This is a genomic window from Sphingopyxis sp. JAI108 (genome assembly GCF_013410105.1).
Classification (GTDB): domain Bacteria; phylum Pseudomonadota; class Alphaproteobacteria; order Sphingomonadales; family Sphingomonadaceae; genus Sphingopyxis; species Sphingopyxis chilensis.
Window position 1 is genome coordinate 57,261 of sequence record NZ_JACCCJ010000005.1, and the last position, 23,481, is coordinate 80,741.

Below are 23,481 nucleotides of genomic sequence, written 5' to 3' on the forward strand. Positions count from 1 at the left end.
GTTCAGGCGTTGGTGGAGACTGGTTCGGACGCTGCGGCCAACCGCACCGAGACCGCGGCGCAGTCGATGGCGCCCGCGAGCGGGCACCGCGATGCGCTGAAATCGAGCCAGCCGTCGGCGGTAGCGAGCTGACCGGTCGCCAACAGCGCGTCGATGCCGCACTGGTCGCGCGTCGGTTGGTCCGCGAGGCCGGCAAGGAGCGGACGACCGGCGGCGTGCTCGACCAGCAGCATCAGACTGTCGAAGCTGGCCGCCATCATGAAGAGCCCGAGCGGCGCAAACAGGCGATGGAGTGCCGGACCGCCGGGCTGCGCGCGTTGCCGCGCCCCGCACCAGCGGCGGGTCGCCTGCACGATCAGGGCGGTGGACAGCACCGGCTGGGCGCGGCGCGCGACCCCGCTGGCTTTCATTCGGCGGTCCAGCCGCCGTCGATGGCGATATTGGCGCCGGTGATTTGTGCCGCGGCATCCGAACAGAGGAACAGCGCCATGGCCGCGACCTCTTCGGGCTGAACGAACGCCTTGGTTGGTTGCGCGGCGAGCAGCACGTCGTGCATGACCTCCTCGCGCGTCATGCCGCGCGCTTTCATCGTATCGGGTATCTGCTTTTCCACGAGCGGCGTCCACACATAGCCGGGGCTTATGCAATTGGCGGTGATGCTCGACGTCGCGAGTTCGAGCGCGACCGTCTTGGTGAGGCCGGCCAGCCCGTGCTTGGCGGCCACATAGGCGCTCTTGAAAGGCGAGGCGGTCATCGAATGCGCGGAGGCGGTCGAGATGATCCGGCCCCATTTGCGCCTTTTCATGCCCGGCACGACCGCGCGGATGGCGTGGAAGGCCGACGACAGGTCGATGGCGATGATCTGGTCCCATTTCTCGCCCGGAAATTCCTCGATCGGCGCGACAAACTGGACCCCGGCATTGTTAATGAGGATGTCGACACCGCCGAGGCGTGTTTCCGCTTCCGCGATCATCGCGGCGATCTCGCCGGGTCGCGTCATGTCGGCCTCGAGATACAGCGCCGTGATATCGTTCTGCGCTTCGAGCGCCGCGCGTTCGGTCTCGATCTCTCCGGCATCGCCGAGGCCGTTGATCACGATGTTGGCGCCCGCCGCCGCGAGCGTGCGGGCGTAAGCCAGCCCGATGCCGCTGGTCGATCCCGTGATCACGGCCGTCTTGCCTTTCAAAGTCATGTCATTCTCCAGATTGCTGTTTCGAAAGCCCGGCATTCAGGCCGATTCTTCGCGGTGGATGTCGTGAACGACGATGCATTCGTCGTTGAGCAGCGGTTCGAGCCACTGGCGGTGGTGCAGCGTCTTGCGCGTATCTTCGCAGCCGGCGGCGATATGCTCGCGCATCGAGACCGCCGAGAACTCATAGTCCTTGGCCTGGCTCTCGTAGGTTTTCTGCTGATAGATGAGATGGATGATGTTGACCGAGGCCGGCGCACTCGTCCGTTCGAGCTGGATCTTTTCGAGCGGCGTCAGCTGATCGGGCGGCACGCGTTTCAACGCTTCGCGCAGCTGGAGCTTGAGATCGTGAATGTGCCGGTAGCTGTCGGTATTCTGCCGGGTGCGGCTGGAATAGAGGATGTCTTTCTGGCGCGTCAGGACATCGTCCATGTCGCGCGGCAGCATGCCGCGTGCGGAGAAAAGATCGACCTGGAAGACCAGCGATCGCATTTCCTCTTCCTGCGCGAGCAGGTGCTGGAGCGGCGTGTTTGAGACAAGGCCGCCGTCCCAATAATCCTCGCCGTCGATCTTCACCGCGGGAAGTCCGGGCGGGAGCGCGCCGCTCGCCATCACATGTTCGGGGCCGAGGCGCATGTTCGCGCTGTCGAAGAAGGTCAAATTGCCGGTGCGGACCTTGACCGCGCCAAGGCTGATCCGTTTCTCGCCATTGTTCAATATGTCGAAATCGACGAGCCGCTCCAGCGTTTCACGCAGGGCGTCGGTGTCGTAGAAGCTGGTGGCCCCGGGCGCCCCGGGCGGCAGCAGCCAGGGATTGGGCTGGCGCGGGGTAAAGAATCCGGGCGCGCCGCCCGACAGGGTCAGCATCGCGCTCATCCGGTTGCGAAGCTGCTTGTATACGTCCCACTCGGGAAGATGGTCGCTCCACAATGTCCGCCCCGAGACCGTCGCCCAGAACTCCTCCAGCCGGTCGAGCCGATCGGCGGGCCGGTTGCCCGCGATGATCGCGGCGTTGATCGCGCCGATCGAGACCCCGGAAATCCAGTCGGGCTCGGCTCCCGCCTCGGCGAGCGCCTTGTAGACGCCAACCTGATAGGCGCCCAGCGCACCGCCGCCCTGGAGGATCAGCGCGACGCGGTCGTAATTCGCAGTCACCTCTTCGATACGCGGCGTCGCATAGGGATCGAAATAATTGGGATCGCGCGTGGGCGCCGGGCCGGTCATGCCGCGTCTCCCGCGAGATAGTCGTGGACCACCTCGCCGAGCCCCAACGTAAGGTCGGCAATGAAATGCGTTGCGCCGAGCACCTCGAGCACGGGGAGGCGGGCGACATCGGCGATCACATGCGGAAAGAGTGCCAGCGCTGCCGGGCCGCTCCACGCGCCCTTGAGGTCGATATCCTCAAGCGAATAGCGGACGAGCTCGCAGATGCGCGGCGTGCCGTCGACGTGCGGGATGATCTTGAGCATGAAGTTAGGGCGGCGCATGCCGTCGAGAACCGGTGCGGGGTTGAGGATTTCGTGCTTGTAGCCCACCGATCCCGAAGCGCAGAGCGCCGAGCCATAGTGCAGTGTCCCGCGAATGACGTCGGACTCATGGACGATCGCCGGGGCAGCAAGCTTCTTGGGAAAACCCCAGATTTCACGGCCGCCGGCGATCGGTGCCTCGTCGTCGAGATACATCGAGTGGACATAGCCGCCAGCTTCGCCGCGATAGCTAACCGGGATGACCTGACCGGTCTCGGTATAGTCACCGAACCCGGTGGAATCGGGCATGCGGATAAATTCATAGCTCACCACCGGCTCGGCGATCTCGAGCGGCTCGGGCACCACGGCGCGCAGCGCATCGGGGTCGGTGCGATATTTGATGATGATATATTCGCGGTTGTAGAAGCGATAGGGCGGCCTCGGGTAGGCGGGGTTGGTGAGCGGCATGGCAAAGGCCTGCGCCGTGACGTCTTCGATCTTCATGCAGATTTCCTTAGAACTTTAGCGAGGTTGCGGGGCGGCGTGTCCGGCCCGTGCGCCTCGGCGGCGCCCAAGTCATTGGCGACCGGTGCGTGATCGGCGAGGTGGAACGGCATCCGGAAAGTCATGGGCGGTCTCCTTGCGTGCCGCCGAGCTAGACGGCGCGGGCAACGCCCCGCGACTGTGCCGCGGGGTTAGGGAGCTAGGCTGTTCGTCTAGGGAATGGTGCGTTCACCAGCTGGCAGCGGAGCCGAATGTTGCGCTGCGTGATCCGGGGGGCTGTCTGCCCCCACCCAAAGCGCACGGAGCGCCTCGACCTTCGCATAGGCGCCCTCTGCTTCCCGGACGGTCGTGAAGCTGTCCCAAATCTTTATGTCGGACGGGCTGGCTCCATCCAATATCGGCACGTCACGGAGCTGGCCTCATGCAGGGGACCGCAACATGCCGCTTCTCGAAGAATTCATGATCGATCGCCGCGCGCTCATGGTCGCGGGGACCGTGGCCGCAATTGTCGGCGCTACCGAGTGGTCCACCGCTGGTTTCGCCGCCCCTCCCATCCCGGGATCCGAAGGAGACACTATAATGAACTTCATCAAAACCGCCGACGGCGTGCAGATATTCTACAAGGATTGGGGGCCGCGCGACGCACAGCCGCTTGTCTTCCATCACGGCTGGCCGCTCACCGCCGACGAATGGGACAATCAGCTGCTGTTCTTTCTGTCGAAAGGCTACCGGGTGATTGCCCACGACCGAAGAGGGCATGGCCGATCGAGCCAGACGGACACGGGCAACGACATGGATACCTACGCCGCCGATGTCGCCGCGCTGGTCGCTGCGCTCAATCTCAAGGGCGCAGTGCATATCGGGCATTCGACTGGTGGCGGCGAGGCCGCGCATTATGCCGCGCGAGCAAAGCCCGGGACGCTGTCGAAACTGGTTCTGGTCGCCGCGGTTCCGCCAGTGATGGTCAAGAAGCCGGGCAACACCGGCGGACTGTCAATCGACGTGTTCGACGGATTCCGTACATCGCTCGCCGAAGATCGCTCGCAATTCTATCTCGATATCGCGTCCGGGCCTTTCTACGGCTTCAATCGCGACGGTGCAAAGATTAGCCAGGGACTGATCCAGAACTGGTGGCGTCAGGGCATGGTCGGCAGTGCCAAGGCGCATTACGACTGCGTGAAAGCATTCTCCGAAACCGACTTCACGGAAGATCTCAAGAAGATCCAGGTGCCGACGCTCGTCATGCATGGGACCGACGATCAAGTCGTGCCCTTCGCACATTCGGCGCCGTTGTCGGCCAAGCTGCTCCCGAAGGGCGTCCTCAAGGCATACGAAGGATATCCTCACGGCATGGCGGCCGTGCATGCCGATGTCATCAATCGCGACTTGCTCGAGTTCCTCCGCGCCTGAGCAGGTCCGGGATGGGGCGCGGCTCAAAAAGGGCCGCGCTCCATCCGATTGACGGCTGAGAAATGCCAAGTTTCGATGGCTGGAATGGCATCATGCAGCGCTCTGGTTCGATAAAATGACGAAGCGTTGTGCTCGGACACATGTTCGTAGAATTGCCGCAACCGGTCGATGCAAATCATCCCCGCCGAGAGACGCAGTCGAGCGGCCGCTTTCCTAGGATCGTCACGCAAAGCTGCCTGACCGCAAACGGCCAACTTTGTTGGGTGCGGCGCGAAATTCTCATGACGCGAACTGTGAGGACATCGCCAGCGCGGCTTCATGCCGCTCCGCTTCAGTACGCTGCTCGGCATCATTCCGGACGTCGGTCAATACTCGCGCAACATTGCGTTTGATCGCCCAGCGCGCGATCGGACCCCAATAATATACAGGATCGATGCGCAGCACGTGATCTGCGGTGGCGATCAGTCGTGTCCGCCCGTTCGGCAACGGCACAAGGTCGAACCGTGTCTCACCAGTGTCGAAGTACCCGATGAGATGAGGCGTGTGGAGCTGCCGGTACGGGCTCATCTCCTCCATCGCGGGCGGTTGGCGGACAACGCGAAACGCCAGCGTTCGGCCGGGTTTCCAGATGGTGACACGCTCATCGGCGGTGCCGGTCGAAAAGACGCCAATACGGCGCGCGCCTTCGCCTTCGCCGGCAACGCGGCTTGCAACGGGATAGGCCAGTCCCGCCAAGCCAACTAGCCCTGGCGCTTCTGTGACTTGGCGGTCGACGGTCAGGCTGCGCCATACCGCATCGGGCGACGCGGCGATGACGATGCTGGTGCGCGTTTCGATCGGCAGTTCGGGCGGCATCGCCGCGTCGAGCAGAAAAATCAGCGGTAGAAGCGCGACACTGTAGAAAGGCTGGCGCGGATCGACTAGCCGCTTTGCCGCCGCGCGGCCGATGAAGCCGCCGATCAAGGCGAGCCCAACCGCAAGCGGCAGGACTAGTATCACACACATCAGCCCTTCGAGCGCCAGCATCAGCAGCGCAACCGTGCCCAGCGCTCCCGCCGCCGCGACGGCGCCGAAGGTCTCGGCGGCGCTGCGCACATGGCTGCGGTTGACGAGGAAGCCGGTAATCAGGCCGACGAGAAAGGGGGTCGCGACGAACAGGCCCCAGCCATAGGCGCCCATCGTCAGCGCGGAGACCGCGACTGCGGCGACGATCAGCGCGGTTCCGGAAAAAATGCCAATCGCGAGCTGGTAGGGCGGCGCGGGGTCGCCGACCTGCTCGGGCGCGGCCTCCGCGCGGCGCGGCCACAGCAAAGCAAGCGCGAGGACAGCGAGAATCTGCAGGGTCGGGATCATGGTTGCCAGCGCCAGCCAGCCGCCACGTCCGAGCCGGTCGGCACGGCGTAGCGAGAGGCGGGCGAGGATTCCCGATATCGCCAGACAAAAGGCGAAGCCGCCAATCGCAGCGAGCGGTGGGATATCGGGTCGCATCGCGAGCTGGCGGATCGGGAACAGCCAGAACATATCGTTAATGGCGAGCGGAGTGCCGAGTACGCGACACGCAAGCGCGACCATGGCGTGCTGCGACAGGATCAGCGCCAACGCGGCCAGCGCATAGAGGCCAGCGGTAGGCGCTTCGCTCCGGAGTCGTTGAAGTAGGTCGTTCATCGCACTGTCCCGGCGAGGACGGCGGGCGGCATCGCGTCCTTCCGTACGGGGCTCAGTCCGTTCCGCACGCCAAGCGTCGCGGGAGTCTGGACGTGCGAAATCAGTCCAACCCCCTCGCACAGGCGGATGAAGGCATAACCCCAGTCGCTCTGGCCGGGATGAAGGCCGATACGCGCCGATCCAGGATACGCGTGATGATTGTTATGCCATGCCTCACCCATCGTCGGAATCGCGGCCCAAGGGACATCGAACGCCTGCACCCCGTGCGCATCAACGGTCCAGTGCTGCGGTCCTCGATTATGTGCGAGATGGCCGACCAGCCAATGCCCGTGGTTAGCGACTGCGACGCGCGCGGCGACGCCCCACACGACCCAGCTCCAGCCGCCGATCGCGAGGAAGACCAGCGCAACGGGCAGTTGCTGCCAGCGCCACGTCGCCTTGAGCCAGCGGTAGAAGGGATCGCGGTCGAGTTCAACAAAATCGAACCTCGGGGGCCGATCGAGGTCGAGGCGGCAATAGATCTGCCACCAGGCGTCGCGGATGATGTGGGTCTTGTGCGCAAGGAAGGGGTGGCAATCGGTCTGCCGCTGCGCCCAGTCGCGCGTGTCGTGCGCGCGGATGATGCCATAGGGGCCCGCCATGCCGACGAAGGCGCCGAACCAGACGAGGGTGCGCGTCAGCCAGCGTCGCGCATTAAAGCTGCCGTGGATCATCATGCGGTGATATCCGACGCTGTGGCCGAGCAGCAGCGCCGCGCCGGTGGTAACGAAGAAGAGGAGGATCGCTGACGGCGTGACGAAGAAAGGGCCGGCTATCAGCGCGACAGCCGCCATGCCGCCGTTCCAGACGATGCTCGGCAAGTCGGCGCGGACGCGGCCGCTGCGCGGATCGGGTCCCTCCTCGTCGATCAGGAAATTGACCGCATGGGGATCATCTTCGCTGCGCATTGCCCGACTCCTCATTAAAAAGAATATAAGTAATTACTTAAATAAATTATTGCTTGTCAAGAGGCTCGGCGATGCCCATTTTGGGACCATGGAACGGGTTTTTCAGGCATTGGCATCGACGCCGCGGCGCAAGATATTGGCGTATCTGGCGCATGCCGAGCTAAGCGCGGGCGACATCGCCGCGCGGTTCGAGATGAGCAAACCGGCGGTGTCGCAGCATTTGTCGGTGCTCGAAAATGCCGGGCTGATCGAAAGCGAGAAGCGCGGCCAGTTCGTATTCTATCGCCTTTTGCCCGACGCGCTTACCAACGTGCTCAACGGTTATGTTCAGGAAGTCTGCCCGGTGTCGCGGCCGCTGAAAGCAGAATCGCGGGCGATCGCTGACAGACGAAGGCAGACGGGGAACTGAGGTCCCGCAAATAAACTCGGTCGTCATTTAGCGAATTCGCCGCCTACGTCGATGCGCTTGATTTACGTCACCAGCAGACCGGAAATTTGTATGTCAGCTTTAGCGATTTTCGCGTCAAAAAGCTGTCTGAGCGCAACCGGCCAGATCCAGCTAGCTTGTGCTAACGTCAACCTCCACGAGATTAGCACCTTCGTCACGCTCCAAAAGCCTGAAGCGACTTCCGACAAATTGTTCGATCAGACTGGCGGCTGTCCGCGTGTGCTCGCTGATCTTGACCGTTGTGAACGCCCCGCCGCGAGCAATAGCCATTGGGAGCAAAAGCTGATCCTGTAAATAGGGGCCCGCGAAGGCATCTGACGCAAGATAGCCTGCCATGCGCCTAGCCGCCGTCTTAGCTAGACGTTCGGCTGGGACGCCAATCTTGCCAAATGCCGACATCATTTCCGTCACATGCTCGAAGCTCGCCTCGAGCAGGAGCGCATTGCCCGGGCCCTGATCGGCGGGAAGCTGCCGTGTCACGAAGGCTTCCGCGGGCCAATCCATCAGGACCTTCTGTGCCGCTTTCAGCTCTCGATCCGCAACGTCAAAGGGGATACCCGCAACAATCGCGGTAACCTGCATCGGTCCGGCTGTACCGCGGTCGATGCACTTGATCGCGCGCAGCGGCGCGGGGTCGATATCGATTTCGATACGGCCGCCCCCACGCGGAAAGAAGCCGTGCCGAACCAGCTTTGCCGTAATGGTCGGCCCCATGCGGTTGATGACCGGGAGCAGAGTCCGCTCGATAAAGTCGAACGGGGGAGCTGCCAGTGCATGGGTGCCCCCCTCGATCACAAGCCGCGAGGGCACGCTTGCGAGCATCAGCGGCACAAGGACCGTCTGAAGTACGAGACCCGTGCTGCCGGCCGTGCCGACGGCAAAATGATAGTCGCCAGGCGTGACGGTGCCGGGCCGAAAGCTGATGCTGGTTGAACCTACGGCAAGACCGGAGCACTCTGCGTTACCGATTACGCATGCGGCTTCGATCGCGGTCACATGCTGACGCATAAGCCCCGGCTTTTCTCGCCCACCGCGGATATTTTCGATCGTGAAAGGCTCACCCGTCAGCAGTGACAGGGCGCATGCGTAGCGCAGAACCTGACCGCCGCCTTCGCCTTCTGATCCGTCAATCGTGATCATTTTTCTGTTCTTTTTTGAAAGTGGCCGAGGGCGGCGTGGAGGGTCACCCCTTCACGCACACTACCTGCTTCAGCGTATGGACGATCTCGACGAGGTCGGCCTGCGCCGCCATTACCGCCTCGATTGGCTTGTAGGCCCGGGGGGTCTCATCGATCACGCCTTCGTCCTTGCGGCATTCGACGCCTGCGGTGTCGGCGATATGCTCGTCGAGGGTGACGAGCTTCTTCGCCGCGGTGCGGCTCATGACGCGGCCAGCGCCATGGCTGCAGCTGTCGAACGACTCCGGGTTTCCGAGCCCGCGCACGATGAACGATTTCGCGCCCATCGAACCCGGAATGATTCCCATAGTGCCCTTGGCTGCACGCACCGCCCCCTTGCGGGTGACGAGCACATTCTCCCCGAAATGGTTCTCGCGCGTCATATAATTGTGATGGCAGTTCACCGCCTCGGCTTCGGCCTCGAAAGGCTTCGCGATCCGCTGCCGAAGTGCAGCAATAACGTTCGCCATCATCATGCGCCGGTTCAGCGCTGCAAAGTCCTGCGCCCAACCCACCGCTTCGACATATTCGTCGAAATGGTCCGTCCCTTCCGGAAAATAGGCGAGATCTTCATCGGGCAGGTTGATGAACCACTTGCGCATGTCCTTCTTCGCCAGTTCGATGAAGTAGGTGCCGATCGCATTGCCGACGCCTCGCGACCCCGAATGCAGCATCACCCACACGCGCGCATCCTGGTCGAGGCACAGCTCTATGAAATGGTTGCCCGTTCCGAGCGTCCCCAGATGCGTAAGATTGTTGGTGTTCTTCAGCCGTGGATGCTTGGCCACGATATGACCGAAACGCTCGGCGAGCGTCGCCCAGGCATCGACGATGGCCTGCGGGGGATCGCCCCACGAACCATGGTCGCGCCGACCGCGACCGACCGAGCGGCCGTGCGGCACCGCGGCCTCAATTGCCGAACGGATTGCTTCCAGATTGTCGGGCAGATCGTGCGCCATCAGCGTTGTGCGCGCCGCCATCATGCCGCAACCGATGTCGACGCCTACCGCTGCCGGGATCACCGCGCCTTTGGTCGGGATGACCGACCCGACCGTCGCGCCGATGCCGACATGGACATCGGGCATCGCGGCGACATGCTTAAAGACGAACGGCATCTGCGCCGCCTTGCGCAGCTGCGCACGCGCCATGTCCTCGACGGGGACACCGCGGGTCCACATCTTCACCGGGCTTCCGCCCTCGACATTCAGCACTTCATAGGTCGTCTGGGTCATGGCTGACCTCCTGCTTTCTCTTTGCGGCAAGCTACGCGTTGATGCGAGCATCGCCGAATATTCTTCACATCGGCTCAAATGCGTTCTGGGGCGGCCAGCCTATTCCGGCCGCCCCATCGCTTCGTCCTGTCGGGAGACGTGAACCCCGACACCCATATGATTGCAGAAGCCGTGCCAAGTGGAATCGCCACGCGCATATTCGCTACATTCCATTGTTATATAACAATTTCTTTGACTGCGAATTCCGGCATCGCCGCTGCGCCTTCGCCAAGGTGAGAGATATCTGTATCGTCATTTATATTTCTGTATAATATTTATTTATGAAACCGCTCACCGTCATCGGCTTCCTTGGCTCGACACTCGACGCCGCCAAGTTCGGCCCCTCCCGTTGGAACAAGTGGCGGCCGACGGTCAGCATCTGCATGCAGGAAAATCTGCGCGTCGATCGCTTTGTCATGCTGCACGGCACCCATCACCGCCGCCTCGCTGAATATGTCGCCGATGATATCCGGGATGTGTCCCCCGAGACTGAAGTAGCGCCGCATGTCCTGGACTTTGACGACCCTTGGGATTTCGAAGAGGTCTATGGAAAACTCCTCGACTTCGCGCGCAGCTTTCCATTCGATCCCGACAATCAGGATTATCTGATCCACATTACAACCGGGACACACGTTGCGCAGATCTGTCTCTTCCTGCTGACTGAGGCGCGCTACTTGCCCGGCAGGCTACTCCAGACCCAACCGCAACGGGGTGTGCCGCAGCCAGTGGGGACGTGGGGCGCCATCGATCTCGACCTCTCGCGCTACGACAGCATAGCGACGCGCTTTGCGGAGGCGAGCGCCGAAAGCGCGAGCTTTCTCAAAAACGGCATCGAGACCCGCAACGCTGCCTTCAACCGCATGATCGACGAGATCGAGCAAGTCGCAGTGCGCAGCCGTGCGCCGATCCTCCTCATGGGTCCAACGGGCGCGGGCAAAAGCCAGCTCGCGCGCAAAATCTATGAGCTCAAGAAACTGCGGCACCAGATCGGCGGCGCTTTCGTCGAGGTGAACTGCGCGACCCTTAAGGGCGATAGCGCAATGTCGGCGCTGTTCGGGCACCGCAAAGGTGCTTTCACCGGCGCGGTCCAGGATCGTCCTGGGCTGCTCAAGACCGCCGACAAGGGCGTGCTCTTCCTCGACGAAATCGGCGAGCTCGGCCTCGATGAGCAGGCGATGATCCTGCGGGCGATCGAAGACGGGCTGTTCCTACCGGTAGGCTCTGACAAGGAAGCCGCGAGCGCATTTCAGCTCATTGCCGGCACCAATCGTGACCTCGTCGACGAGGTGGCCGCAGGGCGTTTCCGCGAGGATCTGTTTGCGCGCCTCAACCTGTGGACATTCAGCCTTCCGGGGCTGGCGGAGCGCCGAGAGGATATCGCCCCCAACCTCGACTATGAACTCGAGCGATTTGCGGAGCGCGAGGGAACGCGGGTGACCTTCAACAAGGAAGCCCGCGATCGCTATCTGCGCTTCGCCGAAAATCCTGGATCACGCTGGCGCGGCAATTTTCGGGACCTCGCCGCCAGCGTTACGCGCATGGCAACGCTGAGCCAGACAGGGCGCATCGATGTCGACACCGTCGCGCTGGAAACGTCCCGGCTTCATTCGCTTTGGGCCGGCGACAAGAAGGTGGGGGATGGGCTCGAGGGTCTATTGTCGTCCGATCAGCTAGCCCAAATCGATCCGTTCGACCGCGTCCAGCTTGCCTATGTCGTTGGTATCTGCCGTAGCTGCGGTAGCCTTTCCGCTGCGGGGCGGCAATTGTTCGCCGCCTCCCGGGAGCAGCGCGCATCGACAAATGACGCCGACCGACTGCGCAAATATCTTGCACGGTTCGATCTCGATTGGATCACCGTTACGGGCAAGTAGATGCGTGGAGCGCCGCCCGAAAGTGAGATCAACACGACATCTCCCCGATGCGCCTAAGAATGTCGGCTATCCGAATACTCGGCCGCAAAGCCGACAGGCTTCTAACGGCCAATCCTACATTAATGATCGTGTGACGGTTCAATCGCGGTAGCTTTCGTCAAGTCTGGCACGATGAAGGACACGGATTTGCCAGTCAGAACCTTGTGCTCGGGCGTCGCCAGCTCGATCGTAATTTTATGGGGGCCGGCAGGCAGTCCGTTCACGACGACAGCGCCATTGTTACCGGCGTCCGCCCACCGCCAAGGCAGATCGTCAACGCTGACGTGAAGATGTCCGGCGCGTGGCGAGACGTCCACGGCGCTTGCTCCAAAGATCGGTAGGATCCGAAAATGCTTCGTCCGGTAGGGAATGATGACTGCTCCCCGCGCAAGCGGACCGGCAAGCGGCGCATCGACGAACAGCTCGGCAGGCGGTTCGTTGCTAATCGGGACGAATTGTGAAGCTTCGCGACTGGTGTCAATCGGCTGCGCGACTGCGGTCGTGGCCAACATCGAACCGAGCACGGCATAAAGCGCGGAGCGAATCATCGCAATTTCTCCTGCGTTTCGGATTCGCCCGTTGACACCTCGGCAGGAACGAGCAGCGGCTTGCCTTTTTCGACGATATAGGTCGCAAGTTCGGCGCCGTTGCTGGCGGTGCGATTGCGCGCCATATGGGCAACGCCCGCGGGAACGAAAAGAACCTGGCCGGCCGCGACGGTGACTGGCGGTTGACCCTCGAGCTGATATTCGAGCGTTCCCTCGATGACGTAGATGACTTCCTCGCCCGGATGGCGATGCCACGGTGCCACCGCTCCCGGGGCAATGTCGATGCGCGCCTGCACGGTTTCGCGGCCCGCGATCGACAGGTCGTGCCGCTGCAGGTCGGTGCGCGTGACGCCTGAGGGCGTGGGCGTTGCAGCGGATGCCGTGCCAGCCGTCAACAGGATGGCGGCTAACAGATTTGAGATTGCGTGCTTCACCTTAAGCCTCCTTGCCGATGACCCGGTCGATCCGGGCCTGCAAACGCGGGCCGATCAGAAGAATCGCGGGAATGACGATGACATAGGCGATCGCCCAGGACCGCAGCCATGTCCTGACAAAGCCAGTCGAAAAACCGAGATTGAGCGCGAGGAGCGTGAAGGAAATAATTCCCGTGGTCACGACTCCCATCAGGAGGGCGAAGGCGATCTTGCGTTTCATTTGGATGTTCATGATCGAGGTCCTTATTCATCCGCAGTTTGGCGGCAAAAACCGTCGCGCCATGTCATGGCGACAGGCGCGACGGTTTTGGGTGGGTCAGGCGATGTTGATGTCGACCGCGATATTGCCGCGCGTCGCCTTCGAATAAGGGCAGATCTCGTGCGCGCGGGCGGTCAGCGTTTCGGCGGTTTCGCGGTCGATGCCAGGCAGGCTGACGTTGAGGCGCGCGATCAGCGAAAAGCCCCCGTCGTCGAGCGCAAGATCGACTTCGGCGTCGATGGCGGCGTCGGCAGGCAGCCGCAATTTGTGTTCGCTGGCAGCCTTGCCAATCGCGCCGAGGAAGCAGGCCGACCAGCCGGCCGCGAACAGCTGTTCGGGGTTGGTGCCGGTGCGGTTCGATCCGGGCGGCGACAGCGCGATATCGAGTTCGCCGTCCGAGCTGCGCGATGCGCCGTCGCGGCCGCCGGTGGTGTGCGTTTTTCCGGTATATACGATATTCTGTGACATGGTTTTACTCCTGCTAGGCTTCGGGGATCAAGCGGCCAGGTATCGGGCCGCGAGGGTGCTGGTGGACAATTCGCCCGCCATGGCCTGCCGGGCTGCCTCGAAGGCGGCCCAGCGGGATTCGTCGTGAAGACTGGGGATGGTCGCAAATTCGCCGCGCGCGAGGCCGGTCAGCGCGGCATCGACGAGCTGATCGGCGCGCATGACGATCTCGCGGGGCAGATGCTCGACGGGCGTGCCCGCGATGTCCCAGAAATCGGTCGCGGTCGCGCCGGGCAGGACGACCTGTACATGGACCCCGGTGCCGTCGAGTTCGTGACGCAGGTTCTGGCTGAAGGCGAGCACGAAGGCCTTGGACCCGCCATAAACGCCGTTGAGCACCTCGGGGGCGACCGCGACGATCGAGGCGATGTTGACGATCGTGCCGCGGCCCCGCGCCACGAAGGCAGGTATGACCGCATAGGTCAGCCGCATCAGCGCCTCGACATTGAGCGACACCATCGCGCTCATCGTATCGACGTCGGCGTCGAGGGCGCGAGCGGTCGATCCGATGCCGGCGTTATTGACCAGCAGGGTGATGCTGCGCTCGTTCGCGAGCCGCGCTTCGATCAGCCGAAGATCGCCCGCGTTCGCAAGGTCGGCGGGCAGCGTGTCGATCTGGCGGCCCGTGGCGTCGCGGATCGCTTTCGCCACCCGTTCGAGCTTGTCGGCGCTTCGGGCAACGAGGATCAGGTCATAGCCTTGGCGTGCCAGGCGATCGGCGTATAGCGCGCCGATACCGCTCGACGCGCCGGTGATGAGGGCAGTGCCCTTTGTTTCGTTCATCGCTCTTCCTTTCCGAATAGGGACGGATGCCGACCAGCCGAGATGGACGGGGCGGACCAGAGCGATTTAGTCGGGCGGGAAAATGCCGGTAGCGGGCGAAAGCGAGAGCCAGCCTCTCAATTGCAGCAAGGGCCGGGTCAGGGGCAGTCGAACCCCGCACATGCGGCGCGCAGTCGCGGGGTCGCCCAATCGATGAAAGCCCTGACCTTCAGCGGCAGCAACCCCTGGCGCGGATAAACGATATGGACGGGGCGCGGCTCGCTGTCACAGTCGGGAAGCACGCGCACGAGCGCCCCCGACTGGATCTGTCCCGACAGCTGATAGTCGAAGAGGCGCGCAATCCCGACCCCGCCGAGCGCCGCCGCGAGATTTCCCGCGGCGCTGTTGACGGCGATCCGCGTCCGCGGCACGCAGACCATCTCCTCGCCGTCGACGCGGTAGGTCCAGAACATTTGCCGGGTGCCGAAGAGGATGCCGTCGTGCCCGGGAAGGTCGCGCGGGTCGGTCGGTGTTCCGCGCCGCTTGAGATAGTCGGGACTGGCACATGTGATCAGGCGAAAGTCGCCTGTCTTGACCGCATAGAGCGCACTGTCGGCCAGATGGCCGAGGCGGATGGCGACGTCGATATGTTCATCGACCATATGGGTGCGCCGGTCGGAGGCGATGAGGTTCAGGGTGACTTCGGGATATTCGGCCATGAACGACAGCGCGATCGGCATCACATGACGCGCGCCGAATTCGACCGGCATGGTGACCGTCAGTTCGCCGCGCGGGGTGTTATATTCGCCCGATGCGCGCCGTTCGGCCTCGTCGAGATCGGCAAGGATCCGCCGCGCGGAATCGACATAATCGCGCCCGGCATCGGTGAGCTGGATGTTGCGGCTGGTGCGGACGAGGAGGTTGGTGCCGAGATGCCGCTCGAGTTCGGCGACCTTGCGGCTGACGCTGGGGAGCGGCGCATTCAGCTTGCGGCTCCCCGCGGACAGGCTGCCCGCGTCGACGACCGCCAGAATCACCCGCATGGCGTCAAGACGATCCATCTGTCTCCCTCTCTTGCCCGCACGCTGAATAGCGGAATTTGCCCGGTCGTCACAGCTGCAAGCAATTGCCGCTCGCGTCGCAAACAAACACCCGCCATCGGCGATCAATGGCGGGTGTTTTCGGGGGTGCGTTGACGAGACTCAGCCCGGGGGACCAGCGAGCTTCTTTCGATATTCTGCGACGGGCATTCCGCCCCAGCCCCAGTCCTCCATCTCGACTTCCTGGAAGATCACCCAGGTCCATTCGGGGGGCTTCTTGAGCACATCGAACAGAACCTGGCTCATTCCCTTATAGATAGCGGCTTTCTGCTCGGGGGTTACATGATCGACACCGGCTTCGGTGCCCTCCTTGGTGACTTGTACGGTTACGATCGGCATGATCTGTCTCCTCGCTCTCGCCGGATCAGTGGCCGGCTGACTGGCCGCCATCGACATGGAGGATTTCGCCCGTCACGAAACCGGCGCTTTCAAGATACAGCACGGCCTCGACGATGTCCGAAATATCGCCCATCCGGCCGACAGGGTGCAGCGCCGACAGGAAGTCGTGGGTTTCGGGGGTGTGCATCGGCGTCTTGATCACGCCCGGCGATACGGCATTCACGCGGATACCACGCGTCGCATATTCGATCGCCAAGCTCTTGCTCGCGGCGTTGATGCCGCCCTTTGACAGTGAAGCGAGCACTGACGGCACCTGCGACAGGGCATGATCGACGAGGCTCGTCGTAATGCTGACGACATGGCCGCGGCCAAGCTTTTCCATCGCCGCGATGGCCGCCTGGGTGATGTAATAGAATCCGTTGATGTTGGTCGAGACGACATCGGCATATTGCTGTGCGCTGTAATCGGTGAACGGACCGGCGAGGAAAATGCCGGCGTTGTTGACCAGCGTATCGACGCGCCCGAATTTTTCGATCGCTGCGGCGATCACGCGCGGCCCGGTTTCGGGATCGCCGATGTCGCCGGCGATCGTCAGGATATCGGGATTGTTCGAGGGCTGGATCGAGCGCGACGTCGCGACGACGCGATAGTTGCGATCGAGATAGGCGCTGACGAGGGCCGCGCCGATCCCCTGTGATGCGCCGGTGATGACGACGACTTTCTTTCCATTGCTCATGATATTTGACCTTTCTTCGGATGAATGCGGGCCAAATTTCATTGGTCCGGCCGGCGCAATCCGCGTCGACAGGACCTATCTAGGGCAGGTCGTTTTCCGTGATAATCTAGACAGATTGACAGACATCATGCCGATTAACGGCATAATAGCCTAGAGCTTGCTAGCGTCGAGAGCCAACCGGTTGAACGCGGTACGCAGCCGCGGTGCGGCAAAATCGATGAAGGCGCGGACTTTCGGTACGGCTTGGCGCCCGGCGGGCGTCAGCAGGTGCGCCGGCTGGACCGGCGGCTCGGCGTCGGCGAGCACGACCTGCAAACGCCCCGCCCTCACTTCTTGCGCGACATGATAGGAATAGACTCGGGTCAACCCGCCCCCGGCCACCGCCGACGCGACCGCCGCGCGCACGCTGTTGACGATGAGGCGGGGCGCGAAGTGAACGGTCCGCGCGGCGCCGGATTTGCCGGTGGCGGAGAAGGCCCAGGATTCCAGCCCAAAATGGGTCAGCGAAATGATCTGGTGTCCGACGATGTCGCCGGGCGCTTCGATCGGCGGATGCTGTGCCAGATAATGCGGCGCGGCAACGATGACCCGGCGCACCCCGTCGCCGACTCGCGTTGCGAGCAGCGATGAATCGGGCAGCTCCGCGACCCGGAGCGCGATATCGACGCCTTCGTCGATCAGGTTGACCGACCGGTCCACCAGAAGCAGGCGCGCCGTGACCAGTGGATAGGCATCGAGAAAATCGTCGAGGATGGTACGCAATATTTCCTCACCACTGATGGGCGGCGCGGTGAGCGTCAGCAGCCCGCGCGGTGCCGCACGCTCGCCCCCGGCGAGAAGATCGGCCTCCTCGAGCTCGGCGAGAATGCGGCGGCACGATGCCGCATAGTGCTGGCCTGTGTCGCTTAAGCGGATGCTGCGGGTCGTGCGGTGGAGCAGTTCGGCGCCGACATGGGCCTCCAGCGACGCGATCGCGCGACTGATTGCGGTCGGCGAACGGCGGAGGCGACGCGCTGCGCCCGCGAGGCTGCCCTCGTCGACCGCCGTCACAAATATCTTCATCGCATCGATGCGGTCCATCGCCCATCCGAAAACAGCTTTGAAAGTTTGATGCTACATGCGGCGCGCGGATTGGTCGAGCGTTGGCCATCCAGCGTGCCAGACCACGGCAGAAAAATGCCTGCGACCGAGAATTTGAAGCGTTTCGTCCGTGGCCATGTTGGCCTCAGGAGAACGATCATGGGAAGGTCAGAATTTGACTATTCGATGCCCCGTCCGGCGTGGAATGCCGGCAGGAAGGTTGGAACAAAGCGCCCACTGAAACCTCGCCAGATATGGGCCATTCGCTTTCATCTCGATCGCGAGCACCGACTTAGAGACCGGGCGCTGTTTGATCTTGCGATCGACAGCAAACTGCGGGGCTGTGATCTGGTGAAAATCAAGATCGGCGATCTAGTGACGGGTGGAGAATTGCGAACGCGGGCAATCGTAATTCAGCAGAAGACGGGTAAGCCAGTTCAATTCGAAATAATGTCGGACGCGCGAGGGAGCCTGCTGGCGTGGCTCGAGCGTCGGGGCGGATCGATCGAGGACTATGCGTTCCCCAGCCGCATCGACCACTCTGCCCATATGAGCACGCGGCAATATGCGCGTCTCGTGCCACATAGGCGCGCTTGCGCGTCGTCTGTTCCTGCCGCCGGTCCAGAACGGCGGACAGGATGGTCTCCAGCCGATCGGGCCGGAGAAGCTCGTCCTCCAAATTCTTTGCTATCAGGTCGTCCAGCTTCTCCATTGGCACTGTCATGCCCGTGCAGGCAGTTGGTCCTTGCCGCGCCTTGGTCGAGCCGGCGTAATAGCGATACTGCCCGCCCTTGCCGGTGCGAATGGTCATGGCGCCCCCGCACTTGGCGCAATGGATGAGCCCGGTAAGCAGCGTAGGGCCGCTCACGACGCGAGGCGGCACCTTCTTGGGGTTGCGGGCCTGCAAATGTGCCTGCACCGCGTCAAACGTCTCCTGATCGATGATCGGAGGCGCCTCGACCACGACGGCCTCAGACTTCGGCTTAAGCTTCCTGTCCTTGCCGCGCCGATTGAACTCGTGGCGTCCGGTATAGGTCGTGCGGGTCAGTATCTGGTGGACGGCACCGAGGCCCCAGCGCCCGCCGTCGCGGGTGCGAATGGACCTTTCGTTGAGCCGCGCGGCAATGGCCTTGACCCCCATCGAGCCTGACACGCCATCGCCCTCTAGGGCGAGCCGGAAGATGGTTCGCACAGTCTCCGCATTGAAGGGGTCGATCTGCAGCCGCTCCTTGACCTTCGCGCCGCGTTGTTCCGCCGCGACGACACGGTAGCCGATCGGTGGCAGCGAGCTGTTCCAGAAGCCTTGCCGCGCATTCTCGCGCATTGCGCGCAGCACGTGCTTGGCGGTCTCTTTTGACTGATACTCGTCGAACAGTGCCATGATCTGGCGCATCATGACGTGCATCGGATCGTCGCCCATCTCCTGCGTGATGGAGACGAGCTTCACGCCATTCTTGGCGAGCTTTCTGACATAGAACTCCAGCTCGAAATGATCGCGAAAGAAGCGGGAGAAGCTGTGGACCGCAACGAGGTCGAACGGCGCCGGTTTGGATGTCCCCGCCTCGATCAGCCTCTGGAACTCGGGGCGGCGGTCATTCGTCGCAGAGGCGCCCGATTCAACTTAGGTGTCGACGACCTTGAGGCCCCGCGCCGCGCACCAGCCTTCACCTTGCCGTCGCTGGTCGGGGATCGATACGTCATGCTCGGCCTGCCGCGCGGTCGAGACGCGAAGCGCCGCGCGCGCCCCCGTGATGGTCTGCGGCGCGGTCATGGCAGTCTCCGTAAGGTCAGATCAAAGGGGCGAGGAAAACAGCTCGTCGAAAAGGTCGCCGAACCAGCGCTCAAACACTTCGACTTCGGCAAGCGTGACCGGAACGGGATTGGGCCAGTCGTTGACGACGCGCCACGTCGAGAGGTCGTGCTTGGGAGGCCGACCGGGAACGGGCCAAGGCTTGCCGAGCAGGGTTCCAAGCTGCTCGGATGCGCTGGGCGCTCGCCCGGGGGGGGGGGGGGCGGGCCATGCCGCAACGGTCGCGCAGTTCATGGTGCGATGGAACAGCAATCCGCCTTTTCGCGGCGCGCGTGCAACGATGGAGAAGAAAGACAGGCCATAGGAAAGATCGGTTGCGGGCGCCGCCGCCGCTTTCGGGCCTCGGTTCGGCCTCGGTCTGCGAATCACCGTCATTACCGCCCATGCCAGACGGCTATTTGGAAAGTTCGCGGGCAGGTTCTTCCCTTGCCTTGCGAATAGTCCATAACGCCCGGACCATTTCCCGCTCGACCGCTTTTTCGCTGATGCCGAGTCGATGTGCGATGCGGTCGTAACCCAGATTATCGAAGCGGTGCATAAGGAACACATCGCGGGTGCGCTTTGGCAGGCGCGCAATGGCCCACTCGACTCGCCTGATCTCCGGATCGACATTTTCATCGAACCTTGGAACGATCGGCGGCGGCACGAGCAGGTTACGGATCGTACGCGCAAAGCGGGCGGCCATGTTGTCGTCAGCCATGAGCCTTCCCCCGCCGGGGGCGAGCGTGGCCTGTCACTCCCTGTACATGATCGAGCAAGTCACGGAGCAGCGGTGGAATGTCAGGTAGCAGTTCAGAGGCCGGGGGCCGTGACCCGTCAAGGCTCGGATTGCGCCACACGTTATAGGGTGACAGCACCGGGGTCAGCCGCTCCAGTTCCGGGGAGTGATAGTTGAGGCCGGTCGCGTTGGCATATGCCAGTGCCTTGCCGATATGCAGGCCGATGTTCCGGGCGCACCATCTATCATCAAAGCCGATGTCCAGCAGATGCGAGCTTAGCGCCATCTGGGCCACGATGCCGGTCTGGTAGAGAAGATCGCCTGTATCGGGGAAACGCAAGTCCGCAATGGCGAGGTAGAAACTCTCGCCGTTTCGATAACGGGATCGGCTTAGAATTCGGCCCTCCCGTGTTCGACCGATGAGGATAGGCATTCGGTTAACCACCGGTGACGCAAAGTTTGAAAGAGCGCCAGGGAGAAGAGAGGTGGCGGCGAGCGTCTCTCGCCGCGAGAGCGTCACGCATCGCTTGGCTGCGTTTTGGCAATCATCGGGTATCTCCCGCTGTAATAGTAACCGATATCGGATATACGTCAGCCCGAACTTCAAGGCAATAAGCGATATCTCTTATTAGGGTTGTGATTGCGCGACCCACTGGTCCGGTTAGGTCGATCCTATGGGAAGACCGCCGCTAAAAGTGAAATCTACGGTTGTTCGCCTGCCAGAAGGCATGGGTAAACGAATCGACAATCTCGTTGGAAAGCAGCGTCGCGCCGCATTTATCCGTGACGTTGTTGAGCGAGAGGTTGAGCGGCTGGAACAGAAGCAGCGGGAGATGGGGCTGCTCAAATAGGCGGGCTAGGATAGGCGAAGACTGCGCCGGGCGGATGCACGTCGCGTTTTTTCGGCCGCTATTTCCAGCTCCTGATTCCAGATGGAATGGTGTCGGAATCTGATTTTGCAGACTTGGTCGACGCTGCCGCCGACGGCGTCGCGCTCGCTGCTGCGATTGACGGCTTTCGCGCGAGAGGCGCCCTTCCAGCGTTGGTTGCACGCTTCGACGAAGCGGTCGATCAACTTCCGCTCGAACATTTCGAACGGCTGATGCCTGCAATCTTCGGCCTTGGCGAGGAACTGAGCAGTGCGCCAGGTTCGGACAGTCCGTTCAACACGCCCTTCATTTCCGCGTGGCGCTCGGCCACGTGGTTCCTGCGGCGTATTGAGGATCGAAAGGAACGCGCCCGCATTCTTTCGGCGGCAATGGTCGAGACGCAGGCGCTAGCAGTGCCTTCTGTGCTTATCAGCCTCGAGGCTGAAGCACTCGAAAAGGACGAGCCGTCCCGTGCGCCTGAGCTCGACGCAGAGGACGTAGAAAAACTAAAGCAGGCTTGGCTCCAGATCATGACGGATCGCGCTGATAACGATCCGACCATCCTCGATCATGATCGGCTGGTCGGACACCTCTATCATTGGCAGGATTATGCAGGGAGTATTGGCGCTGGCGTAAGTTGGCGCACTTTGACCAAATAAACTGCAGCTGCGGGCTTACGTTGCAACGCGGCATTCGCTTGGATTGCGCCACCGCCGGATTTGTCTTTGTCCATTGACCGAGCAGTCGGCGGTTTCCGCCTCGCACCCGATGCTGAGAGTGGGCGAGCGGGCGGGTGGTTGGGCTCAAGATATCCACTGTCGGGCGTCATCGTTTCGGCAGGCGACATGCTGATCGAGATCGTTCCGCAAGGCAGGGCCCTGGCCTGCCGGTCGACATAATTTCATGGCGATAAACAAATGCCCTCATGCGCCCAGCGAAGTTTGGAGCGAACCCAGCCAAGGCAGGTAATTGCGAAACCGGTCGTGTGTTCGATGAATCGCCGAGCGAACCTGCTGAGCGCTCGGCGTATAGACGGCGCGGGGGTTCTTTTCCGGCGCGAGGCAAGCTTCCGCAAAAGGAAGCCGCAACTGATCGAGCAGAGCGGGTATCTCGCGGTCCGGGTCGGATACGAGCCGCTCATAGTCGACGTCGCACAATCTTTCGGTTGCGGAGGCTTGGGCAATTTCCATCATACGGCGATAGGATTGGTAATATCGGCCGACGTCCGCCAGTGCGTTCGGAAAATCGGTATTGCGATTGAAATGGGTGGTGAAGGCAGAAAAGCCACACGCCATCGGATCGCGGCGCACGTCGACGATGCGCGCATCCGGCATGATCCGGCGAATAAGCGCAACAAATCGCCAGTTGGCGGGCATTTTGTCCGTGAAAAATGGGCGGACGGTGCGGCGATAGCGGCCGGCTCTCGCCAGATAATCCGCGCCGAGTTGTTCGGCCTGGCCCTGCGTCAACAAATGCAGGCGGCCGACGAAGGCCGCAGGGTTGTCGAAAGCGCCGATCGATGCGGCGACATCCTCGAGCGCGAACAGTTCCCCGAGACCCTCGACTTCCGGATGGCTGGCGAGGATCTGTTCCACCAAAGTGGATCCCGAGCGCGGCATGCCGACGATAAAGATCGCGCCATGCGCTTCGGCGGGAACGTCTTCGACCGCCGCGAAAAAGGATGGTTGCAAAATCCGATGCGCCTCGACGAAGGCAGCAAGCCGCGCTCCGTCATGGGGAATGATGGAGTCCCGCAAGGCGTTGGCCTTGGCGTAATTGTCGAACGACCGGGCGAAATCTCCCCGGTCGCCCAGTGCCCGGCCAAGTGCGAAGGAAACTTGGATCCGTTGATGAGGGTCAGGGGCCAACCGCGACGCCCGCTCCATTTCTTCGATATCGCCATCGGAAAAGGGCGCGCCGCGCAAATTGGCGATCCCGAGCCAGGCTGCGCCCATTTCTGGCGCGCGCGCAACGGCGCCTCGATAAGCGGCGGCGGCGTCGGATGTCATGCCGAGGGCTGCGAGGTCATGTCCGAAATTGGACCAGAGAACCGGCACCTCCGGCGCCATGGCAACGAGCTTGCGATGGAGATCGATCGCTTCGCCGGCGCGCCGCTCGGCGGAGAGAACGCCCGCCTTTAACGATAGCGGCCAGATGCTCGATGGCCGCTGCCGCGCCTCATGGTCGAGGTGAAACAGGGCTTCGTCGATGCGCCCCGCGCTGCACAGATAGGATATGAAGCCGGTATGCGCGCGAGCGGAATCCGGTTCGGCCCCAATGGCCTGGCGTAGTCGCCGCTCGTCGTCGGAGCCGAGTGAATTCACAGCCTTG

The 23,481-nt window shown here is 62.4% G+C and carries 28 protein-coding genes and 2 pseudogenes; 6 read left to right on the forward strand and 24 right to left on the reverse strand.

Annotated elements, in window-relative coordinates:
• Nucleotides 1-2 precede the first annotated feature (2 nt).
• From HDC29_RS18005 to HDC29_RS19330, 5 genes are read right to left on the reverse strand one after another with little or no spacing between them, the layout of a single operon-like run.
• Entirely contained in the window at nucleotides 3-410 is a 408-nt protein-coding gene (locus HDC29_RS18005) for a hypothetical protein (RefSeq protein WP_179499675.1), read from the reverse strand.
• Nucleotides 407-1,192, reverse strand: a complete 786-nt coding sequence (locus HDC29_RS18010; RefSeq protein ID WP_179499676.1) for a 3-hydroxybutyrate dehydrogenase — start codon at nucleotides 1,190-1,192, stop codon at nucleotides 407-409. Before HDC29_RS18010 ends, HDC29_RS18005 begins: the two co-directional genes overlap by 4 nt.
• A 36-nt stretch (nucleotides 1,193-1,228) precedes the next feature.
• Entirely contained in the window at nucleotides 1,229-2,413 is a 1,185-nt protein-coding gene (locus HDC29_RS18015; RefSeq protein ID WP_179499677.1) for a patatin-like phospholipase family protein, read from the reverse strand.
• Nucleotides 2,410-3,159, reverse strand: a complete 750-nt coding sequence (locus tag HDC29_RS18020) for an acetoacetate decarboxylase (RefSeq protein WP_179499678.1) — start codon at nucleotides 3,157-3,159, stop codon at nucleotides 2,410-2,412. The genes HDC29_RS18015 and HDC29_RS18020 overlap by 4 nt, the downstream gene beginning before the upstream one ends.
• A complete protein-coding gene (locus HDC29_RS19330; protein WP_257018372.1) occupies nucleotides 3,156-3,284 on the reverse strand; it encodes a hypothetical protein in 129 nt (42 codons plus the stop codon). Before HDC29_RS19330 ends, HDC29_RS18020 begins: the two co-directional genes overlap by 4 nt.
• A gap of 454 nt (nucleotides 3,285-3,738) precedes the next feature.
• On the opposite strand from HDC29_RS19330, the gene HDC29_RS18025 reads away from it, so the two are divergent.
• Entirely contained in the window at nucleotides 3,739-4,569 is an 831-nt protein-coding gene (locus HDC29_RS18025) for an alpha/beta fold hydrolase (protein WP_179499771.1), read from the forward strand.
• A gap of 279 nt (nucleotides 4,570-4,848) precedes the next feature.
• On the opposite strand, the gene HDC29_RS18030 is transcribed toward HDC29_RS18025, so the two are convergent.
• Together HDC29_RS18030 and HDC29_RS18035 are read right to left on the reverse strand one after the other, a co-directional pair.
• The gene (locus tag HDC29_RS18030; protein ID WP_179499679.1) at nucleotides 4,849-6,234 is read right to left on the reverse strand and encodes an SRPBCC family protein; all 1,386 of its coding nucleotides are present in this window, start codon (nucleotides 6,232-6,234) and stop codon (nucleotides 4,849-4,851) included.
• Complete coding sequence (locus HDC29_RS18035) at nucleotides 6,231-7,181, reverse strand: acyl-CoA desaturase (protein ID WP_179499680.1); 951 nt, start codon at nucleotides 7,179-7,181, stop codon at nucleotides 6,231-6,233. Before HDC29_RS18035 ends, HDC29_RS18030 begins: the two co-directional genes overlap by 4 nt.
• Here HDC29_RS18035 and HDC29_RS18040 point away from each other — a divergent pair.
• A complete protein-coding gene (locus HDC29_RS18040; RefSeq protein ID WP_257018373.1) occupies nucleotides 7,150-7,590 on the forward strand; it encodes a metalloregulator ArsR/SmtB family transcription factor in 441 nt (146 codons plus the stop codon). The two genes, HDC29_RS18035 and HDC29_RS18040, sit on opposite strands and share 32 nt — an antisense overlap.
• Before the next feature lie 150 nt (nucleotides 7,591-7,740).
• Here HDC29_RS18040 and rtcA read toward each other — a convergent pair whose 3' ends face one another.
• Complete coding sequence (rtcA, locus tag HDC29_RS18045) at nucleotides 7,741-8,769, reverse strand: RNA 3'-terminal phosphate cyclase (protein ID WP_179499681.1); 1,029 nt, start codon at nucleotides 8,767-8,769, stop codon at nucleotides 7,741-7,743.
• 43 nt (nucleotides 8,770-8,812) lie between these two features.
• Entirely contained in the window at nucleotides 8,813-10,039 is a 1,227-nt protein-coding gene (locus HDC29_RS18050; protein WP_179499682.1) for an RtcB family protein, read from the reverse strand.
• Between the two features lie 320 nt (nucleotides 10,040-10,359).
• On the opposite strand from HDC29_RS18050, the gene rtcR reads away from it, so the two are divergent.
• Entirely contained in the window at nucleotides 10,360-11,949 is a 1,590-nt protein-coding gene (gene rtcR, locus HDC29_RS18055; RefSeq protein ID WP_179499683.1) for an RNA repair transcriptional activator RtcR, read from the forward strand.
• Nucleotides 11,950-12,068: 119 nt separating this feature from the next.
• On the opposite strand, the gene HDC29_RS18060 is transcribed toward rtcR, so the two are convergent.
• The 9 genes from HDC29_RS18060 to HDC29_RS18100 all read right to left on the reverse strand — a co-directional run bounded on the left by HDC29_RS18060 (nucleotide 12,069) and on the right by HDC29_RS18100 (nucleotide 17,753).
• Nucleotides 12,069-12,536 carry a DUF6130 family protein gene (locus HDC29_RS18060; RefSeq protein WP_218844755.1) on the reverse strand — a complete coding sequence of 156 codons (468 nt, stop codon included), beginning with the start codon at nucleotides 12,534-12,536 and terminating at the stop codon, nucleotides 12,069-12,071.
• The gene (locus HDC29_RS18065) at nucleotides 12,533-12,970 is read right to left on the reverse strand and encodes a cupin domain-containing protein (RefSeq protein ID WP_179499684.1); all 438 of its coding nucleotides are present in this window, start codon (nucleotides 12,968-12,970) and stop codon (nucleotides 12,533-12,535) included. The genes HDC29_RS18060 and HDC29_RS18065 overlap by 4 nt, the downstream gene beginning before the upstream one ends.
• 1 nt (nucleotide 12,971) lies before the next feature.
• Nucleotides 12,972-13,190, reverse strand: a complete 219-nt coding sequence (locus HDC29_RS18070; RefSeq protein WP_257018374.1) for a DUF2798 domain-containing protein — start codon at nucleotides 13,188-13,190, stop codon at nucleotides 12,972-12,974.
• Between the two features lie 96 nt (nucleotides 13,191-13,286).
• Complete coding sequence (locus HDC29_RS18075; protein WP_179499686.1) at nucleotides 13,287-13,697, reverse strand: organic hydroperoxide resistance protein; 411 nt, start codon at nucleotides 13,695-13,697, stop codon at nucleotides 13,287-13,289.
• A 27-nt stretch (nucleotides 13,698-13,724) separates the two neighbouring features.
• Nucleotides 13,725-14,519 carry an SDR family oxidoreductase gene (locus HDC29_RS18080; RefSeq protein WP_179499687.1) on the reverse strand — a complete coding sequence of 265 codons (795 nt, stop codon included), beginning with the start codon at nucleotides 14,517-14,519 and terminating at the stop codon, nucleotides 13,725-13,727.
• A gap of 137 nt (nucleotides 14,520-14,656) precedes the next feature.
• A complete protein-coding gene (locus HDC29_RS18085; RefSeq protein WP_179499688.1) occupies nucleotides 14,657-15,559 on the reverse strand; it encodes a LysR family transcriptional regulator in 903 nt (300 codons plus the stop codon).
• Nucleotides 15,560-15,700: 141 nt separating this feature from the next.
• Complete coding sequence (locus HDC29_RS18090) at nucleotides 15,701-15,937, reverse strand: 4-oxalocrotonate tautomerase family protein (protein WP_056369379.1); 237 nt, start codon at nucleotides 15,935-15,937, stop codon at nucleotides 15,701-15,703.
• Nucleotides 15,938-15,962: 25 nt separating this feature from the next.
• Complete coding sequence (locus HDC29_RS18095) at nucleotides 15,963-16,673, reverse strand: SDR family NAD(P)-dependent oxidoreductase (RefSeq protein WP_179499689.1); 711 nt, start codon at nucleotides 16,671-16,673, stop codon at nucleotides 15,963-15,965.
• Between the two features lie 150 nt (nucleotides 16,674-16,823).
• Nucleotides 16,824-17,753, reverse strand: coding sequence for a LysR family transcriptional regulator (locus HDC29_RS18100; RefSeq protein WP_179499690.1), 930 nt, complete (start codon nucleotides 17,751-17,753; stop codon nucleotides 16,824-16,826).
• A gap of 159 nt (nucleotides 17,754-17,912) precedes the next feature.
• Here HDC29_RS18100 and HDC29_RS19335 point away from each other — a divergent pair.
• Nucleotides 17,913-18,332 (forward strand): annotated as a pseudogene (locus HDC29_RS19335) (tyrosine-type recombinase/integrase); the annotation flags it as partial.
• A gap of 109 nt (nucleotides 18,333-18,441) precedes the next feature.
• Here the strand turns inward: HDC29_RS19335 and HDC29_RS19340 are convergent.
• The 5 genes and pseudogenes from HDC29_RS19340 to HDC29_RS18120 form a co-directional block, all read right to left on the reverse strand.
• Nucleotides 18,442-19,359 (reverse strand): annotated as a pseudogene (locus tag HDC29_RS19340) (recombinase family protein); the annotation flags it as partial.
• Nucleotides 19,360-19,374: 15 nt separating this feature from the next.
• Nucleotides 19,375-19,524, reverse strand: a complete 150-nt coding sequence (locus HDC29_RS19345; RefSeq protein WP_257018376.1) for a hypothetical protein — start codon at nucleotides 19,522-19,524, stop codon at nucleotides 19,375-19,377.
• A 21-nt stretch (nucleotides 19,525-19,545) separates the two neighbouring features.
• Nucleotides 19,546-19,938, reverse strand: coding sequence for a hypothetical protein (locus HDC29_RS19350; protein WP_179499629.1), 393 nt, complete (start codon nucleotides 19,936-19,938; stop codon nucleotides 19,546-19,548).
• A gap of 19 nt (nucleotides 19,939-19,957) precedes the next feature.
• Nucleotides 19,958-20,263, reverse strand: coding sequence for a sigma factor-like helix-turn-helix DNA-binding protein (locus tag HDC29_RS18115; RefSeq protein WP_179499691.1), 306 nt, complete (start codon nucleotides 20,261-20,263; stop codon nucleotides 19,958-19,960).
• Nucleotides 20,256-20,714: a hypothetical protein gene (locus HDC29_RS18120; RefSeq protein ID WP_179499692.1), complete on the reverse strand. Its 459-nt coding sequence runs from the start codon at nucleotides 20,712-20,714 to the stop codon at nucleotides 20,256-20,258. Before HDC29_RS18120 ends, HDC29_RS18115 begins: the two co-directional genes overlap by 8 nt.
• Before the next feature lie 262 nt (nucleotides 20,715-20,976).
• Between HDC29_RS18120 and HDC29_RS18125 the strand changes: the two genes are divergently transcribed.
• Both HDC29_RS18125 and HDC29_RS18130 read left to right on the forward strand, forming a co-directional pair.
• Nucleotides 20,977-21,132, forward strand: coding sequence for a hypothetical protein (locus HDC29_RS18125; RefSeq protein ID WP_179499630.1), 156 nt, complete (start codon nucleotides 20,977-20,979; stop codon nucleotides 21,130-21,132).
• An 86-nt stretch (nucleotides 21,133-21,218) separates the two neighbouring features.
• Nucleotides 21,219-21,809, forward strand: a complete 591-nt coding sequence (locus tag HDC29_RS18130; protein WP_179499693.1) for a hypothetical protein — start codon at nucleotides 21,219-21,221, stop codon at nucleotides 21,807-21,809.
• 264 nt (nucleotides 21,810-22,073) lie between these two features.
• Here HDC29_RS18130 and HDC29_RS18135 read toward each other — a convergent pair whose 3' ends face one another.
• Nucleotides 22,074-23,474, reverse strand: coding sequence for a sulfotransferase (locus HDC29_RS18135; protein ID WP_179499694.1), 1,401 nt, complete (start codon nucleotides 23,472-23,474; stop codon nucleotides 22,074-22,076).
• Nucleotides 23,475-23,481: the final 7 nt, after the last annotated feature.

What these genes read in the sequence shown, in the direction of transcription:
- HDC29_RS18005 (WP_179499675.1), bottom strand. Translation starts at nt 410, where the DNA reads ATGAAAGCCAGCGGGGTCGCGCGCCGCGCCCAGCCGGTGCTGTCCACC.
- HDC29_RS18010 (WP_179499676.1), bottom strand. Translation starts at nt 1,192, where the DNA reads ATGACTTTGAAAGGCAAGACGGCCGTGATCACGGGATCGACCAGCGGC.
- HDC29_RS18015 (WP_179499677.1), bottom strand. Translation starts at nt 2,413, where the DNA reads ATGACCGGCCCGGCGCCCACGCGCGATCCCAATTATTTCGATCCCTAT.
- HDC29_RS18020 (WP_179499678.1), bottom strand. Translation starts at nt 3,159, where the DNA reads ATGAAGATCGAAGACGTCACGGCGCAGGCCTTTGCCATGCCGCTCACC.
- HDC29_RS19330 (WP_257018372.1), bottom strand. Translation starts at nt 3,284, where the DNA reads ATGACTTTCCGGATGCCGTTCCACCTCGCCGATCACGCACCGGTCGCC.
- HDC29_RS18025 (WP_179499771.1), top strand. Translation starts at nt 3,739, where the DNA reads ATGAACTTCATCAAAACCGCCGACGGCGTGCAGATATTCTACAAGGAT.
- HDC29_RS18030 (WP_179499679.1), bottom strand. Translation starts at nt 6,234, where the DNA reads ATGAACGACCTACTTCAACGACTCCGGAGCGAAGCGCCTACCGCTGGC.
- HDC29_RS18035 (WP_179499680.1), bottom strand. Translation starts at nt 7,181, where the DNA reads ATGCGCAGCGAAGATGATCCCCATGCGGTCAATTTCCTGATCGACGAG.
- rtcA (WP_179499681.1), bottom strand. Translation starts at nt 8,769, where the DNA reads ATGATCACGATTGACGGATCAGAAGGCGAAGGCGGCGGTCAGGTTCTG.
- HDC29_RS18050 (WP_179499682.1), bottom strand. Translation starts at nt 10,039, where the DNA reads ATGACCCAGACGACCTATGAAGTGCTGAATGTCGAGGGCGGAAGCCCG.
- rtcR (WP_179499683.1), top strand. Translation starts at nt 10,360, where the DNA reads ATGAAACCGCTCACCGTCATCGGCTTCCTTGGCTCGACACTCGACGCC.
- HDC29_RS18060 (WP_218844755.1), bottom strand. Translation starts at nt 12,536, where the DNA reads ATGATTCGCTCCGCGCTTTATGCCGTGCTCGGTTCGATGTTGGCCACG.
- HDC29_RS18070 (WP_257018374.1), bottom strand. Translation starts at nt 13,190, where the DNA reads ATGAAACGCAAGATCGCCTTCGCCCTCCTGATGGGAGTCGTGACCACG.
- HDC29_RS18075 (WP_179499686.1), bottom strand. Translation starts at nt 13,697, where the DNA reads ATGTCACAGAATATCGTATATACCGGAAAAACGCACACCACCGGCGGC.
- HDC29_RS18080 (WP_179499687.1), bottom strand. Translation starts at nt 14,519, where the DNA reads ATGAACGAAACAAAGGGCACTGCCCTCATCACCGGCGCGTCGAGCGGT.
- HDC29_RS18085 (WP_179499688.1), bottom strand. Translation starts at nt 15,559, where the DNA reads ATGGATCGTCTTGACGCCATGCGGGTGATTCTGGCGGTCGTCGACGCG.
- HDC29_RS18090 (WP_056369379.1), bottom strand. Translation starts at nt 15,937, where the DNA reads ATGCCGATCGTAACCGTACAAGTCACCAAGGAGGGCACCGAAGCCGGT.
- HDC29_RS18095 (WP_179499689.1), bottom strand. Translation starts at nt 16,673, where the DNA reads ATGAGCAATGGAAAGAAAGTCGTCGTCATCACCGGCGCATCACAGGGG.
- HDC29_RS18100 (WP_179499690.1), bottom strand. Translation starts at nt 17,753, where the DNA reads ATGGACCGCATCGATGCGATGAAGATATTTGTGACGGCGGTCGACGAG.
- HDC29_RS19345 (WP_257018376.1), bottom strand. Translation starts at nt 19,524, where the DNA reads ATGACCGCGCCGCAGACCATCACGGGGGCGCGCGCGGCGCTTCGCGTC.
- HDC29_RS19350 (WP_179499629.1), bottom strand. Translation starts at nt 19,938, where the DNA reads ATGACGGTGATTCGCAGACCGAGGCCGAACCGAGGCCCGAAAGCGGCG.
- HDC29_RS18115 (WP_179499691.1), bottom strand. Translation starts at nt 20,263, where the DNA reads ATGGCTGACGACAACATGGCCGCCCGCTTTGCGCGTACGATCCGTAAC.
- HDC29_RS18120 (WP_179499692.1), bottom strand. Translation starts at nt 20,714, where the DNA reads ATGCCTATCCTCATCGGTCGAACACGGGAGGGCCGAATTCTAAGCCGA.
- HDC29_RS18130 (WP_179499693.1), top strand. Translation starts at nt 21,219, where the DNA reads ATGGTGTCGGAATCTGATTTTGCAGACTTGGTCGACGCTGCCGCCGAC.